General features: G+C 67.1%; 16 protein-coding genes. 8 read left to right on the top strand and 8 right to left on the bottom strand.

Going from position 1 to position 15,026, the window contains the following annotated elements:
- Positions 1-16: 16 nt before the first annotated feature.
- From ATJ93_RS13335 to ATJ93_RS13325, 3 genes are all read right to left on the bottom strand, one after another.
- Positions 17-253: a PRC-barrel domain containing protein gene (locus ATJ93_RS13335; RefSeq protein WP_120245099.1), complete on the bottom strand. Its 237-nt coding sequence runs from the start codon at positions 251-253 to the stop codon at positions 17-19.
- A gap of 63 nt (positions 254-316) precedes the next feature.
- Positions 317-1,141 (bottom strand): MBL fold metallo-hydrolase, encoded by an 825-nt coding sequence (locus ATJ93_RS13330; RefSeq protein WP_120245098.1) that lies wholly within the window; start codon positions 1,139-1,141, stop codon positions 317-319.
- Positions 1,142-1,177: 36 nt separating this feature from the next.
- Positions 1,178-1,528, bottom strand: a complete 351-nt coding sequence (locus ATJ93_RS13325) for a hypothetical protein (protein WP_120245097.1) — start codon at positions 1,526-1,528, stop codon at positions 1,178-1,180.
- Positions 1,529-1,688: 160 nt separating this feature from the next.
- Between ATJ93_RS13325 and ATJ93_RS13320 the strand changes: the two genes are divergently transcribed.
- Positions 1,689-4,565 carry an alpha-amylase family glycosyl hydrolase gene (locus ATJ93_RS13320; protein WP_120245096.1) on the top strand — a complete coding sequence of 959 codons (2,877 nt, stop codon included), beginning with the start codon at positions 1,689-1,691 and terminating at the stop codon, positions 4,563-4,565.
- 63 nt (positions 4,566-4,628) lie between these two features.
- Here ATJ93_RS13320 and ATJ93_RS13315 read toward each other — a convergent pair whose 3' ends face one another.
- On the bottom strand, positions 4,629-6,074 hold the full coding sequence (locus tag ATJ93_RS13315) for an ATP-binding protein (protein WP_120245095.1): 1,446 nt from the start codon (positions 6,072-6,074) through the stop codon (positions 4,629-4,631).
- A gap of 150 nt (positions 6,075-6,224) precedes the next feature.
- Here ATJ93_RS13315 and ATJ93_RS13310 point away from each other — a divergent pair, with 150 nt between their 5' ends.
- Positions 6,225-6,593: a universal stress protein gene (locus tag ATJ93_RS13310; protein ID WP_120245094.1), complete on the top strand. Its 369-nt coding sequence runs from the start codon at positions 6,225-6,227 to the stop codon at positions 6,591-6,593.
- A 2-nt stretch (positions 6,594-6,595) separates the two neighbouring features.
- Complete coding sequence (locus ATJ93_RS13305; RefSeq protein ID WP_120245093.1) at positions 6,596-7,159, top strand: GNAT family N-acetyltransferase; 564 nt, start codon at positions 6,596-6,598, stop codon at positions 7,157-7,159.
- Between the two features lie 16 nt (positions 7,160-7,175).
- On the opposite strand, the gene ATJ93_RS13300 is transcribed toward ATJ93_RS13305, so the two are convergent.
- Positions 7,176-7,643, bottom strand: a complete 468-nt coding sequence (locus ATJ93_RS13300) for a universal stress protein (protein ID WP_120245092.1) — start codon at positions 7,641-7,643, stop codon at positions 7,176-7,178.
- Between the two features lie 176 nt (positions 7,644-7,819).
- Between ATJ93_RS13300 and ATJ93_RS13295 the strand changes: the two genes are divergently transcribed.
- From ATJ93_RS13295 to ATJ93_RS13285, 3 genes are all read left to right on the top strand, one after another.
- Complete coding sequence (locus tag ATJ93_RS13295; protein ID WP_120245091.1) at positions 7,820-8,299, top strand: universal stress protein; 480 nt, start codon at positions 7,820-7,822, stop codon at positions 8,297-8,299.
- An 85-nt stretch (positions 8,300-8,384) separates the two neighbouring features.
- Positions 8,385-9,677, top strand: coding sequence for a DHH family phosphoesterase (locus ATJ93_RS13290; protein ID WP_120245090.1), 1,293 nt, complete (start codon positions 8,385-8,387; stop codon positions 9,675-9,677).
- A gap of 147 nt (positions 9,678-9,824) precedes the next feature.
- A complete protein-coding gene (locus tag ATJ93_RS13285) occupies positions 9,825-10,793 on the top strand; it encodes a transcription initiation factor IIB (RefSeq protein WP_120245089.1) in 969 nt (322 codons plus the stop codon).
- Positions 10,794-10,880: 87 nt separating this feature from the next.
- On the opposite strand, the gene ATJ93_RS13280 is transcribed toward ATJ93_RS13285, so the two are convergent.
- Together ATJ93_RS13280 and ATJ93_RS13275 are read right to left on the bottom strand one after the other, a co-directional pair.
- A complete protein-coding gene (locus ATJ93_RS13280; RefSeq protein WP_120245088.1) occupies positions 10,881-11,582 on the bottom strand; it encodes a hypothetical protein in 702 nt (233 codons plus the stop codon).
- Between the two features lie 132 nt (positions 11,583-11,714).
- Positions 11,715-12,176, bottom strand: a complete 462-nt coding sequence (locus ATJ93_RS13275; protein WP_120245087.1) for a DUF5807 family protein — start codon at positions 12,174-12,176, stop codon at positions 11,715-11,717.
- 178 nt (positions 12,177-12,354) lie between these two features.
- Here ATJ93_RS13275 and ATJ93_RS23260 point away from each other — a divergent pair, with 178 nt between their 5' ends.
- Positions 12,355-12,594 carry a hypothetical protein gene (locus ATJ93_RS23260; protein WP_147376655.1) on the top strand — a complete coding sequence of 80 codons (240 nt, stop codon included), beginning with the start codon at positions 12,355-12,357 and terminating at the stop codon, positions 12,592-12,594.
- 56 nt (positions 12,595-12,650) lie between these two features.
- The gene (locus ATJ93_RS13270) at positions 12,651-13,106 is read left to right on the top strand and encodes a chemotaxis protein CheW (protein ID WP_120245086.1); all 456 of its coding nucleotides are present in this window, start codon (positions 12,651-12,653) and stop codon (positions 13,104-13,106) included.
- Between the two features lie 199 nt (positions 13,107-13,305).
- Here ATJ93_RS13270 and ATJ93_RS13265 read toward each other — a convergent pair whose 3' ends face one another.
- Positions 13,306-14,985: a methyl-accepting chemotaxis protein gene (locus tag ATJ93_RS13265; RefSeq protein WP_211334058.1), complete on the bottom strand. Its 1,680-nt coding sequence runs from the start codon at positions 14,983-14,985 to the stop codon at positions 13,306-13,308.
- Between the last annotated feature and the right edge of the window lie 41 nt (positions 14,986-15,026).

Here is a 15,026-nt window from a genome sequence, read left to right as displayed (position 1 = left end):
CTGGCGCGCCGAATCCTCAGAGCCGCTGGAGCCGGACCTCGTCGTCGGAAATCGATTCGATGTTTTCCGCGTCGAGCGGGTAGGTGTCCTCGTCGGTATCGCCCCACCCGAGCTTCGACTTGATCGTATCCGTCATCCCCGGATCTGGATTGACGTGTGCGGTGCCGCCCTCGACGCTCTCGATGATGCCGATCTGTTCGCCTTCCGCGTTGACGATCCGTTTGCCTTCGTCGTCGTCCGTGAGCTGTGCCATACGAACACCGACGCGGATCGGCGATGTAGCTATTGGACTTTCATGTGCCACCAGTGCGCTCGTTCAGAGGACGTACTCCTCGCCGTCGACCGCCAGCGGCTCCTCGAAGGCCTCGTCGGCCGGATAGTAGTGCGCGAGGTGGACCAGCCGCGTGCGCTCGGCCTCGAGGTCGTCGGCCAGCGCGAGCGCGCCCTCGCGGGTCATGTGTTTCGTACCGAAGGTTCGGGGAACGCCGTCGGGGCCTTCGTGACGGCCGCCGACGGGGTGGTGCTCGCAGAACTTGGCGGGGACGATGGCGTCGGCCAGCAGGAGGTCGGGGTCGGCGAGCACCTCGCGGGACCGCTCCGGGATCCCGTAGCTCGTGTCGCCCGACAGCGAGAGTTTCGCGCCCGTCTCGGGATCCTCGATCGCGAGCCCGTAACACAGCAGCGGGGGATGCTCGACCGGCACGAGCGTCACGTCGAACCCGCAGATCCGGACCGACTCGAGCGGCGGCGTCGGGTGGACGTCGATCGGATCGAGGTAGTGGTAGTCGTCGCGAACCGTGTCGGCGACGCTCTTCCCGGTCTGGGGATCGGTTTCGTCGGCCGCGTAGACGTCCAGTGAGTCGAAGACGCGGAAGACGTTGCCCAGCCCGTCGAGGTGGTCGAAGTGGATGTGCGTGATGAGGGCCGCGTCGGGCAGCGAAACGTCGTCCCGGAGGAACTGGTAGCGAAAGTCGGGACTGAAATCGATCAGCAGCGATTCGTCGGTCCGCTCGTTTTCGACGTGGACCGAGAACCGGGTCCGCTCTATGTCCCGCTCCCGCGCGGTCTCGCAGGTCTCGCAGTCGCAGCCGACGGTCGGCGTGCCGGTCGTGTCGCCGGTTCCCAGCAACGTGACGCGCATCGTCACCGCGGCCCTCTCGCGCGCTTGCGCACCCGGTTATACATACGATCGCCCTTCAGCGAACGCCCGCCGGAGCAGCGGATGATCCTCCTGGTCCTCGACTCGCTCGGCCGGAAGGATGTACGGCGAGAAGACGATGCCGTACTCGGCGCCGACGGTTTCGGCCAGTCCCTCGAGTTGCTGCTCCCGTTCTTCGTCGGCCTCCTCGAGGACGATCAGGACCTCGGCTTCGGCGTGGACGTCGCGTTCGCCCTGAACTGCGTCGCCGAAGACGACGAGATCGCGGATCGCGTCGCCGTGTTCGGTCCGCACCCGCTCGGCGAACGCGTCCGCGGCGTCGCCGTCGGTTCCGGGCACTGCCGCTCCGTGTGGCGCAGTGTCTCTCATGACGTGTGATTAGCGCCCGTCGCATAAAGGGTACACTGATCTCGGCCGTCACGACAGCCCGCCGCGCTCTCGTTCCGCCGTCGCGGCCGCCGATCGGACACGTGTGAAGTAAATTTTCATCATAAATACTAAGTCGGCGAGTGGTAACACACTCGGTAGCATGGAACGACGGACGTTCATCGCCGGGCTCGCAGCGGCGGTCGCGTCGACCGCCGTGCCGGCGAGCGCGGAGCACCAGACGGATCGAGCGACGATCGAGTTGGAGAGCGGCGACGGCTCGCACCATCCGGGACGACCGCGATTCCTGCACGCCGGCGAGGAGATCGCCGATCCGCTCGGCCACGAAACGGAGACGCGGGACAGCATCGCGCCGTGGAACCCCGACGGCGACGCCGACTACTCCTGGTCCGTCGCGGAGGCACCCGCGGGCGCCGACCCGTCGCTCGAGGGCGACGGCGTCGTCGGCTTCGATCCCGACGAGCCGGGCGAGTACCGACTCGAACTCGAGGCGCCCGACGGCGTTCACGATCTCACGGTCCGGGTCTACCCCGAGGAGACCGAGGACGGTGCACGCCCGACGGTCGACCTCGACGCCGAGGTCGTCGGCGATCGGGTGGTCCTGAGCGCGACGGCGAGGGCGGCCGACCGCGAGGACGTCGTGGGCGGCGATCTAGACGTCGAGTTCTACCTCGACGATCGCCACCGCGACCGGCTCGGCGACCTCGAGGGCCCGATCTCGGCGTCGGAGATCGACGACCGCGTGCGCGTCCACGCCGTCGCGGTCGGCACGCGCCACTCGGTCCCGGACGCGATCGATCTCGTCCCCGACGGCGACTCGATCCGCGTCGAACACCCCTACGACGTGCCCGACTGGGCCGAAAACGCCGTCATCTACGAGATCTTCACCCGGCGGTTCCCGGATCAGGACGAGCCGACCTTCGACACGATCGCCGACCGGATCGACCACCTGGCCGAGCTGGGGGTCGACGCCGTCTGGATGACGCCGTTCCTCGAGACCGACCGCGGCTTCGGCACCCCGCCCGAAGAGGGCGGTCCCCACGGCTACCACATCAGCGACTACTTCGCGACCGACCCCGACCTGGGGTCGCTCGAGGAGTTCGAGGCGCTCGTCGAGGCGTGCCACGAGCGCGACATCAAGGTCATCTTCGACCTCGTGATCAACCACACCGCCGACAGCCATCCGTTCTTTCAGGCGGCGACCGATCCGGACCATCCCGAACACGAGAAGTACGCCGACTGGTACCGCTGGACGGACCGCGAGGCCCTCGAGGCGGAGTTCTACTTCGGTTGGGCGGATATCCCGAACCTGAACTACAACGAACCCGAGGTCCGGGAGTACCTGCTCGAGGTCATCGACTTCTGGGCCGAGCGGGTCGACGGCATCCGCGCCGACGTCGCCTGGGGCGTCCCCAAGGGATTCTGGCAGGAGGTCTACGACCGACTCGAGCGCCACGACCCCGAGTTCCTCATGCTGGACGAGACGATGCCCTACGACGTGGAGTTTGCCGGCGGCCTGTTCGACCTCCACTACGACAACCACCTCCACGCGGCGCTGTCGGACGCGGCCGACGGCAACGCCGAGGGAATCCTCGAGGCGGTCGAGCGCCGGCGGGCCGAGGGCGCGCCGGACCGCGCGCTGTTCATGCAGTACGTCGAGAACCACGACACGGACCGGTACCTCGCGAACCACGGCGGGGAAGCCCAGCGCGCCGCGGCCGCGGCGACGTTCACCCTCCCCGGCGTGCCCCTGATCTACTACGGCCAGGAGACCGGCCTGCGCGAGTGGCGCGAGGCGATGAACTGGGGTGAGTTCGACGAGGACCTACTGGACTTCTACCGGCGGCTCGTCGGCCTCTACCAGGACCACCCCGCCTTCGGCGCGCGCGGCCGCCTCGAGCGGATCGACTACCGCGCCGAGGAAGACGGCGGACTCGCGTTCGCGCGGTACGATCCCGAGACTGACCGCCGGGCGGTCGTCCTGTTGAACTTCGCAACCGGCCCGCAGACGATCACCGTCGGCGACTACGTCCACGAGGAGAACCTGCTGGCCGGCGGCGAAGCGAACATCGAGTACGCCGACGACGGCGACTACGCCGAGGTGACCGTCGGGACGGCCGTCGTCCTCGAGGCGGACGAGCCGACCGACTTCACGATGCCGACCGATCCGATCGTCGTCTGGGAGTCCGAAGACGGAACCGACCACGGGCCGGGGACCTACACCTACCCGACGACCGACGAGATCCCCGCGGGCGAACTCGACCTCGCGTCGGTGACGATCGAGGGCGGGGAGGACGGCTACCGCATCGAGTACGAGTTCCAGAACGAACTCTCCGACCCGTGGGGCGGCTCCCACGGCTTCTCGCACCCGATGATGCAGGTGTACCTCCGCGACCCCGACGCCGAGGGAGGGGCGACCGAAGCCCGCGAGGGCGTCAACGCGCAGTTCGACGCGCCCTACCACCACCGCGTCGTCGCGGACGGCTTCGGCAACGAGTTCGAGCCCCGCGTCGAAACCGCCGACGGCGAGTACGTCAGCGGCGTCGACGTCGAGTACGACCGCGAGAACGATCCCCGGACCGTCGCGCTGATCGTCCCCCGCGACGGCCTCGAGTACGTCCCCGAGGGCGAGGGGATGGCGATCGTCTGCAGCATGGACGGCCACGGCGAGGGCCGCGTCCGTTCGGTATCAACCGAGGGCGGCGAGTGGACCTTCGGCGGCGCCGAGGCGCCGAACGCGCCGAACGTCATCGACATGGTCACGCCCGACGGGATCGACCAGTCCGAGGCGCTCGCTCACTCGGCGGACGAGCCCGCCACGATTCCGCTCGCCCAGATCGGCGAGGCCGATGCCGAGGACGAGACGGGGGAGGGGTCCGAAGACGACGGCGGCGTCGACGAGAGCGACGATTCGATCCCCGGCTTCGGCGTCGGCGCGGGCGCCGCGGGCGTCGCCGGCGGCGTCGCGTACGCCGCGAAGTCGGCGCTCGAGGACGACGAATCCGACGCGGCAGAATAGGGTTCCGACTCGTCCCGTCGACGCGGGTTGCGGCCGGCGGTGATGGAGTGCTGTAGCCGCCGCTCAGTGGTCGTGGCTGTGATCGTGGTCGTGATCGTGGTCGTGGTCGTGCGACTGTCCGCCGTCGCTCGCAGCCCCCTCGATATCGCCGCCCGCGACCAGGGCGTCGTGGTCGCCCTCGATCATGTCCATGTTCTTCAGGTTGTCGCGCTCCTCGAACTCCTCGACGGCGTTGAGCAGGTCTTCCTGCGTGAGCGTCGTCCGATCTTCTGTCAGCGCCTCGAGAACGGCCTCCCGGAGGACCATTCGGAGGTCGCTACCGGTCAGCCCCTCCGTGGCCTCGGCGATGAGTTGCGGGTCGAATTCCTCGATTTTCATCTGGCGGGTGATGACCTGGAGGATGTCGGCCCGCATGTTGTAGTCGGGCTTGGGAAAGTTGATGATCTCGTCGAAGCGGCGCCAGGCGGCGTCGTCGAGCTGATCGGGGTGGTTCGTCGCGCCGATCAGCAGGACGTCGTCCTCGATCAGGGAGATGTTGTCGATGCTCTTGAGCAGGGTGTTGACGGCGCGCTTGAGGGCGGCGTGTTCGTCGCTGCGGCGGGTCTTGGCGACGAAGTCGAACTCGTCGATAAAGAGGATACACGGCGACAGTCGCTTGGCGACCTCGAAGGTCTTGTCGACGTTTTTCGCCGTCTCGCCCAGATACTGGGAGGTGATCATCGAGAGTTTGACCTCGACGAAGGGCAGATCCATGTCGCGGGCCAGCGCCTGTGCAGTCGACGTCTTTCCAGTGCCGGGAGGCCCGACGAACAGCAACTTCCCGATCTCGCGAAGGCCGATCTCCGAGAGGTAGTCGCGGTGTTCGATCGCCTTCGCGATCTTGTCGATTTCACCCTCCTGATCTGCCGTGAGGACGAGATCGTCGAGGGTGATATCGATCTCCTCGGGTGCTCGTACCTCGACGAGGTCGAGCATCTCCTCGTCCTCCTCCTCGTCGAAGTACTCCTCGAGCAGGCCGTCGATCCAGACTCGATCCGCGCGGATCGGCCGGTTTTGCTCGCGGGCTTCCTCGTGGGTGACGTCGAAGTCGTCCCCGTACTCGTCGTGCGCTTCGAAGTGTTTCGCCAGCGTCGGGTTCTCGAGCAGCCGCTGCTCGGTGGCGCGCTCGGCGAACCACCGCTCGGCCATCTCCTCCTGGGTGAGGGTGATCGTCCCGGAGAACTCGTCGCGCTCGGTGAACATCAGTTCCGAGACGGCAGCCCAGGGTTGGTCGACCCCGGTCGCCTCGCGTGCCGTGCTGTTCGTGGCCGAGAGCGGGCGACTGATGCCGGTGCGGCGGCGGCTGGTTCCGTCGTCGCTATCGCCGTCGTCGCTGCCGCCGTTCGCGCCCCCGGTCCAGAAAACTCGGCGGAACGACGGCGGCAGATCGTTCTCGTCCAGCGTCCTGTCGTCCGAATACACGCTCGTCGTGAGCAGGAACTCTACGACATCGAGCGCCGCGTCACTCATTCGGTCACCGTACTCCCTACACGGTCTTAACAGCGTCGTCACGGAACTCGTGTGCCAGTCGGTCCCAGCGCGTCGTGTAGACCCGCGGTTCCCCGTGTCACCCCGTCGCCCGGCATAACGGTTTTCGTCCGTGCGGACACACGCACGTATATGAACGTCTTACTGGGTCTCGGGGGCAGCGACGAATCGGTGAAAGCGCTCCAACAGACCATCGATCGGACGCAGGAGGCCGGCGACAAACTCACCGTCGCCGTCCTCGATAAACCCGAATCGAAGCGCTCGCAGGACGAGATGGCGACGGAAGCCGAGGACCACCTCGAGGAGGCCGGCCTCGACGCCGAGATCGTCCGCCTCGAGGGCGATCCGGGCAGCGCGCTGGTCGACTACGCCGAACAGGGCGAGTTCGACCAGCTGGTGATCGGCGGCGGCACCCTGTCGCCGATGGGGAAGATCCAGCTCGGCCCGATCACCGAATTCGTGCTGTTGAACGCCCCGACGACCGTCAAGCTCGTGCGATAACGATGTCAGGGACGCGACCGTATCCGGACGAGCCGGCCGGACCGTTCCCGTCGCCGCCGACGACGTTCGAGGACGGCGACGGCCGATCGATCGAGGTCCGAGCCCCCGCGGACTTCGAAGCCGTCGTCGACGACGTCGTCGCGATGTACGACGACTTCGACCCCTCCGATCGAGCCCAGGGGATCCCGCCGACCGGCGAGGAGCGGATCCGCAACTGGCTCGAGACGATCGCCGACGAGAGCGTCAACGTCGTCGCGCGCCACGACGGCGACGTGATCGGCCACGCCGTACTCGTCCCCGACACGGACGATCCGGGCGCGATCGAGGCCCGCAGCGACGTCGAGTGGGAACTGGCGATCTTCGTCCTGCAGGCCTACCAGCGGGCCGGTATCGGGACGCAGTTGCTCGAGCACTTACTGGGCCACGCCAGCGACGTCGGCATCGAGAAGGTGTGGCTGACCGTCGAGCGGTGGAACCAGCCGGCGATCGCGCTCTACAAGCGCGTCGGCTTCGAGGCGACGGGGACGGAGAGTTTCGAACAGGAGATGGCGATTCTGCTGGACTGACTCGTCGCGGGACGTTCTACACCGACAGAACGGGCTGGCTCGCGTACGACAGCACGTACTCGGCCGCCTTCTCGAGGACTTCAACCTCCGCAGCCGTCGCGTCGCTCACCGGTTCCCGCGGCAGAACGATGAAGTCGGCGTCGATCTCGTCGGCCGTATCGAGCACGACGTTGCCGGGGTGGCGGGTCTTGCGGGTCTGGGAGAACCCGTCGTCGATCGACGTCGACAGGGGGACGTCGGCCTCGTCGGCGATCGTGCCGACGTCCTCGAGGAAGTTCTTCGTGTCCTCGGCGACGGCGTCCTCGTCGACGGTACCGGCGTCCATGCCGTGGACGACGCCCTGTCCGAGCACGAACAGCGTGTGGACGGACGCGTCGTACCGATCCGCGACGGCGACGGCGTATTCGACGGCGGTGGCGGACTCGTCGCTTCCGTCGACCGGCGCGAGAACGGTGTCGACGGAAAACGGCTTGCTGTCGTCCATACGCGCCAGTGTGTGCGCCGATGCCAAAAAGGTCTCCCCGTGGCGTCGGCGACTTCGGAATCGTGATACTCCGCTCGAGTCGTGGCGGCGCGCTCGAGTCGCGACCGCGTCAGCGGAACGACCGAGCAACTGCAAGAGCAGTGGAGTTTAAGCCACCGGAGACAGAACCCTCGCGCATGTTCGATACGGTCGTGGTCGCCACCGACGGCTCCGAGAGCGTCAAGCGGGCCGTCGACGTCGCGCTCGATCTCGCCGACCGGTTCGACGCCGAGGTCCACGCGCTGTCGGTCGTCGACGCCAGCGAGGTCGACGCCTCGCCCGAACAGCTCCGCGAGGAGCTCCGAACCGCCCTCGAGACCCACGCGGACGCCGCGCTCGGGACCGTCGAGGACCGCGCCGACCGGGAGGTGAAGACGGCGGTCCGCGAGGGTCGGCCCGCAGCCGAGATCTGCGAGTACGCCCGCGAAATCGACGCCGACCTGGTCGCGACCGGTACCCGCGGCCGCCACGGCGAGAACCGCCTGCTGCTGGGCAGCGTCGCCGAGCGGGTCGTCCGAACCTCGCCCGCACCCGTGCTGACGGTTCGGCAACTCGAGCCGGCGGGCGACGAGGAGTCCGAAACCGACGCGGTCGCCGAGACGGCCGCGGACGCGTAGTCGACTACTCTCGAGTCGCATTCTCGAGTCGCCGCGACGGGAGCAGAGGGGAACGCACTTCCCCGCCCGCCGCCCAGGAGGGAACATGTACGACGAACTCATCGACAGCGGCGATCTGCCGCTGGCCCGCAAGTCCGTCCTCCCCGGAACCGGCTTTTTCCTGCCCGACACGGTCGAGGAGGACCTAGAAGAGGAGCAGGCGGCCGCCGCCCTCGAGGGCGCCGAGGTCGCGGTCGTCGCCGACCCCGACGCCGACGGACTGGCCTGCGTCGCCCTGATTCGGGAGGCCTACGACGACGTCCGGAACGTTCCCGAACCGGACGACGAGACTGAGGACGGCGACGCGGACGATGCACCCACGGAAGCGTCGGACGCGGCCGACGCCGTCGACGACGCCGAGGAGACGGCCGTCGGTCTCGCCGGCGACGAGGTCGAGAGCCCGCTCGAGGAGCCCGAACCGACCCCACACGAGGTCGCGCTGATCCCCGCCAGCCCCCACGACGTCGAGGACGCGATCGCGCGGGTCGCCGAGTACGGCGACGACGGCGTCGACCTGTTCGTCTGCGACCTCGCGCCGGACAGGTACGAGTACGTCGAGGACGAACTCGAGGCGGCCCTCGAGACCGCCTCGTCGGTCGCGTGGTACGACCACCACCAGTGGGACGACGACGTCGCGCAGGCGGTTCGGGACGCCGGCGTCGACCTCGTGATCGGCGACTCCGACGAGGAGTGCAGCGCGGACGTCGTCTACCGTTCGCTCGAGTACGACTTCTCGCCGATGTACGAGGAACTGGCAGCCGTGACGCGGGACCACGACCTCTGGCTGCGCGAGGATCCCCGCAGCGACGATCTGGCGGACTACGCCTACTGGACCGACCCCGCGGAGTACGTCGAGGTCGTCCGCGAGTACGGCGTCGACTTGCCGGACTGGGTCCGCGACTACATCTCCGAGCGCCGCGTCGAGAAGGAGGCGCTGATCGACCGCGCCATCGCGCGCGCGGAGTACCGCGAGATCGGCGGCTACACCGTCGGCGTCACCTACGGCCGCTGCTCGCAAAACGAGGTCGCCGAAGCGATGCGCGAGGCGGGCGCCGACGCCTCGGTGATCGTCAAACCCGCCGGCTCGGCCTCCATCCGCGGCACCGACGAGTTCGACCGCTGCCACGAGGTCGCGGGGAAGGTCAACGGCGGCGGCCACCCCAAGGCCGCGGGCTGCAAACCCGATATCTACGACGACATGCTGGACTTCGCGAACCACTGGACCTCTCGCGGGGCGGTAACGAAGCAGGTCATCCTCGACGCGTTCCGCGAGGTCGTCGCGGACGAGGACGGGGCCGACAGCAGCGGGACGGACGCCGGCGACGAACCCGCCGCGTAATCGCCGTTCGCTATCTTCTCCACCGCGCGTTTCCCGTTTTGGGCGCCATTAGGCACGAATTCGCTCGAATAGCGGTTCGATCGCTGGGTACTAACAGTCTGTTGTCATAGCACGTCCCTTAAGCCACTGGGCCGGTTGTATCGGGTAATGGATAGGCTCACCCGGCAGCGCACGCACGACTCCGAAACGACGACGGATCGCGAGGAACAGCAGGAGGGGGACGAACGGGTGTGCACGGAGTGTAACTCGGACAATCTCGTCAGGAGCGGGGACCAGCGAGAACTCGTCTGCGAGGACTGCGGACTGGTCGTCGAGGAGAGCAACATCGACCGCGGGCCGGAGTGGCGCGCGTTCAACCACTCCGAGCGACAGAGCAAGTCCCGCGTCGGTGCGCCGACGACCCAGGCGATGCACGACAAGGGGCTGACTACCCAGATCGACTGGAAGAATACGGACGCGTACGGCCGCTCGCTGTCGGCTGACAAGCGCAGCCAGATGCGCCGGCTCCGCAAGTGGCAGGAACGCATTCGCACGAAAGACGCCGGCGAGCGGAACCTCCAGTCCGCGTTAAGCGAGATCGATCGCATGTCGAGCGCGCTCGGCATCCCGCGATCGGTCCGCGAGGTCGCGAGCGTCGTCTACCGACGGGCGCTCTCCGAGGATCTGATCCGCGGCCGCTCGATCGAGGGCGTCGCCACCGGCTGTCTCTACGCCGCCTGCCGTCAGGAGGGCATCCCGCGGAGCTTAGAGGAGGTCGCCGAGGTGTCCCGCGTCGAGCGCAAGGAGATCGGCCGCACGTATCGGTACGTCGCCCAGGAACTGAGTCTGGAACTGAAGCCGGTCGATCCCCAGGAGTACGTGCCGCGGTTCTGCTCGGAACTCGATCTGAGCGAGGAGGTCACGGCGAAGACGCGAGAGATCATCCAGGTAACGGCCGAAAAAGGCCTGCTCTCCGGCAAGTCGCCGACGGGGTACGCCGCGGCCGCGATCTACGCCGCGTCGCTGCTCTGTAACGAGAAGAAGACCCAGCGCGAGGTCGCAGAGGTCGCCCAGGTGACGGAAGTCACCATCCGCAACCGGTATCAGGAACAGATCGAAGCGATGGGGATCCACTAACGTCCGTCCCAGCCGTTCGCCGGTCGTGACGCGTTTTCCATCCGCCTAGCCGTTTTATCCTGCAGATTTCGCCGGGCTGTTACCCGCTTACTCCCTCGAGAGGACGTACCGCATCACCAGTTGCAACACGTGGACGAAGACGCCCGCGACGGCGACGTAGACGCCGATCGTCTGGAGGGCCACGGACGCGTTGCGGTTGTCCCGAACCTGCCAGATCTCGTAGCCCAGTCGCAGGAGGAATCCGAGGAAGACGAGGACGAAGCCGACGAGCAGCAGCTCCGAGAGGACGAACGAGCCGACGGCGATGACCGCGATCCCGCCGAGGAACGCGAAGTTGGCGAACTTCCCCCAGTGCTCGAACGTCGTCGAGCGCGCGTAGACGTAGCCGGCGATCAGCGCGGTCAGGACGGCCGTGACGATCGCCGTGACGCCGAGAATCGTCAGGTAGCTCTCTGGCGGAGCGAACCGCAATACGCCCGCGCCGAAGATCCCGAACGCGAGTTGCAGGACGACGACGCCGATGAAGGCGACTCCGGTGTCGCCGCCCTTGACGCCGCGCTCGGCGAGTAATTGGCCGCCCATGATCGCTGCGCCGTAGACGATCACGCCGAGGATCGGCGCGGTCCCGAACAGGAAGTCGTTGATCGCCGCCAGCGGCGTCCCCACGAATGCGTACATCACCGCGACGTTGATCGCCATCAGCAGGCTCGCACCGCCGATCACGCGACCGTCGCGACTCGAGAGGCCGAAGCCGCGCTCGGTCCGCTGGGCCGTGTCGACGGAGCTCATAGTGGTGTCTACCGACAGCTAGACCGTCGAGGTAGAAAAGAACCCACCTTGCCGTCGGTGGCGTTCTCGCCAGCCGGCGGCGGCACTCGAGATCGAGAAATCGAGCGGTATGGCCGGGTATCGGCTGCGACCTTACAGCTCCTCGAGTTCGGCCGGATCGCGTTCGGGCTCGGGGTTCCACTTGTCGGAGTAGGCGGTACCACACTCACACTGGACGTACGCGTGGATGACGTCGCCCTCGGCGTAGATACCGCCGACGTCGTCGTTTTGCTCTTCGGCGAAGGCGAAGACGAACTCCGGTTCGTGGTCGCCCTCGCTGTCGCCGGGCGTCTCCGGGCAGGTGCCGCCGGTGAGGTCGGCGTCGACGATGCCCTCGTGGTCCATCGCTGATTTGGCGAACTGCATCGCACCCATCCCGGTCGCCGCCTGAAACGCGCTGCGGCCGCGCTCGCCGTCGACGACGATCAGCGTGCCGCCGTCGACGCGTTCGCCGAACTCCTCGAGGCGGTCGTCGTCGACGAACGAGTCGGCTAGATAGAGCGCGACGTCGTCCGGCCGGTCGCCGGCCAGAAACTCCGAACGTGGGTCACTCATGCCCCGAAATCGGCACCGGACGCGGATAAAAGTCGCGCACCGGCGGGACGTATCGGTAGCGATGCGGCGCGACGGTCGCGGATCGACCCTCGACGGTCGGGACGGTTCGGCGTGGTACGGCGTGTGTCCCGTTCGATCTGCAACAACACTTATCTGCCTGACAGTCACTTGTATCGCTGTGTCTCTACCCGGCCGCCGATCGCTCCGCCTCGAGCGCGGCCGCGACCGCCGGGGAAGTCGCCGACGGGTGGCCAGTGAAGTCAAGAGCCCCGCCGAGAAACTCTGGGACGAAGCGACGACCATCGATCGAACGGTCGACCGGATTCGGGCCGACGCCGAGGCGGTCGCGCTCGCGACCGACGGGGCGACGGGACGATCCCAGGACGTCGCCGACGGGCTCGACGTCGATCTCGGCTAACTCGAGGTCGACGGCGGGATGGACTCGAGGCCACACCCAACCGGAAGTGAGTGTACATGTCAACGACGAAATCGAATCAACCGACCGCGGACGAGGAGGACAGAACGAGCACGCACGTGCTCGAGTTCAGCCTGGGCGAGAACCGCTACTGCGTCGACATCGGCTACGTGGCAGAGATCGTCGACACCAACCAGCTAACGGCGGTGCCGAACACGCCGGATCACGTCGAAGGCGTCATGGATCTGCGCGGCGAGACGACGAAGATCGTCAACCTCAGGCGGATCTTCGGCGAGACGCACGACGACTCGGTGATCGGTAACCGGATCATCGTCTTCAAGCGCAAGCGCGGCTCCAACGAGCGCATCGGCTGGCTCGCCGACGAGGTTTACCAGGTCGAGGAAGTCTGGACCGACACGGTCGACACCTCGGTCGACGGCGAGGGCATCGCCGGCGTCATCCGACGCGACGACGAGTTCGTGTTCTGGATCGATCCGACCAGCGTTCGGATCTGAGTTCGGTTATTTTGCTGTTCTCGAGGCGCATTCATCGTCCATGAGAAGTCGTACTCCTCCTCGAGGTGTATCTCCGACCTCGAGCGGACTGTCCAGTTCGCTATCGGTAGCTGCGGGCGGCTATCGAGGGGCGAAGCGGGGCGAAGCGGGGCGAAGAGAGAATAAACGCGAGAGCGAATCGCAGCCGTACGCGGCAGCGTTAGACGTCTTCGGTCTGTAACTCGTCGACTCGCTCCATGAGCGTCTCGATCGTCTGGTTCTGGTGGTCGGTCGCGGCCACGATCCGTTCGGCGGCCGCCTCGCTCTCGTCCGACCGATCGCGGACGGTCTCCATCGTCGACGTGAGCTCCTCGATGCTGGCCGTCTGGTCGTCGATCACCCGCGCGACCTCGGAGATGCCGTTTGCCGCCTCGTCGACCGAGTCCGCGATATCCTCGAGCGAGGTCAGCACGGCCTCGATCTGCTCGTCGGCGTGTTCGATCCGCTCGTGGGACTGTTCGACGGCGTCGGTCGTATCCTGTGACTGGGCCTGCAACTCGTCGAGGCTCTTGGTGATCTCCTCGGTGTGTTCCTGAGTCTCGTCGGCGAGTTTCTTGACCTGGTCGGCGACGACGGCGAATCCGTTGCCGCTCTCGCCGGCCCGCGCCGCCTCGATGTTCGCGTTGAGCGCGAGCAGGTTCGTCTGATCGGCGACGTCGGAAATGACCTCGACGACGTCCCCGATCTCGTTCATCTTCTCGGCTAAGGCGTCGACGCTTTCGGACAGTTCGTCACCGATCGCGACGACGTCTTCGGTCGCCTCGCGCGCGTCCTCGCCCGCGTCGAGCCCCTGTTCGACGGCTTCCCGCGCCGTCCGCGCCGCGGAGTCGACCTCGTCGGCCTGGGCTGCGACCTCCTCCATCCCCGCCGCAAAGGACTGCATCTCGTCGACCGAATCCTCGAGCAGGCCGTGCTGTTCGGTGACGTTGCCGGCGATCTCGTCGGCCGCGTCGTTGGCCTCGTCGACGGCCGAGCGCATCTCGGTTGCCTGCTCGGTGACGCGACCGGTGAGCGTCTCTAAGTTGTCGGCCATCCCGTTGACCGCGTCGACCACGTCGACCAGGTCGTCGTCGAGCGCATCGAAGTCGTCGCTGCGCTCGGCGCGGGCGGTGAGGTCGCCGTCGCTGATCTCGTTTGCCGTCGTGCGAATCTCCTGGACCAGATCGACCGTCGCATCCCGCTCGTTGACGATGTCGGTGCGGTCGATGACGACCTCGATGACGCCGATCAGTTCGTCGCCGTCGTACAGCGGCGTCGCCGAGAAGTCGATGTGTTTCTCGTCGCCGTGGCGGTCGACCATCGTACTGGTGTCGCCGTACCGATTGCGTTCGGGGTCGCGGTGTTCGACGCCGAACTCGCGGTGTGCGCGCTCGGGCGCCTGTAACACTTTGTCCGCGAGCGTGTCGGCGCGACGGCCGTCCGGGTAGAAGTGTTCCGAGGCGTGTTCGTGGCCGATCGCTTCCGCCCGGTCGACGCCCGTCAGTTCGGCTAGGGCCGCGTTCCACTCGACGATGGTGCCGTCGGCGTCCAGGATGAAGGTTGGAACGCCGGTGCCGTCGAACAGCTGCTGGTAGCCGGCGCGTCGCAGCGTCCCGACGTCGCTCGCGGCGGCTGCGTCGGTCCCGCGGCCCGCCGCGGTGTCCTCGGTCCCCTCACCTGTCGTCGGTCGGTCGGCTGCGGTCGTCGCCGGCCGATTGCCGCCGTCAGTGCGGTGACGGCGGTTCGGCTGCCGATCCCCGTCGTCGTCCGCCGAACTTCCCTCGCGATCGCGATCACTTCTCGAAGAACTGTCAGTTCGTTGCCGTGGTTTGGATCGGTCGCCACTACCCATTCGGTCCATTGTTTACTACTCACACGGTCGAACCTTCACTATTTAAAATT

The organism is Halopiger aswanensis, assembly GCF_003610195.1.
Lineage (GTDB): Archaea > Halobacteriota > Halobacteria > Halobacteriales > Natrialbaceae > Halopiger > Halopiger aswanensis.
This window is presented reverse-complemented; position numbering and strand designations above follow the sequence as displayed.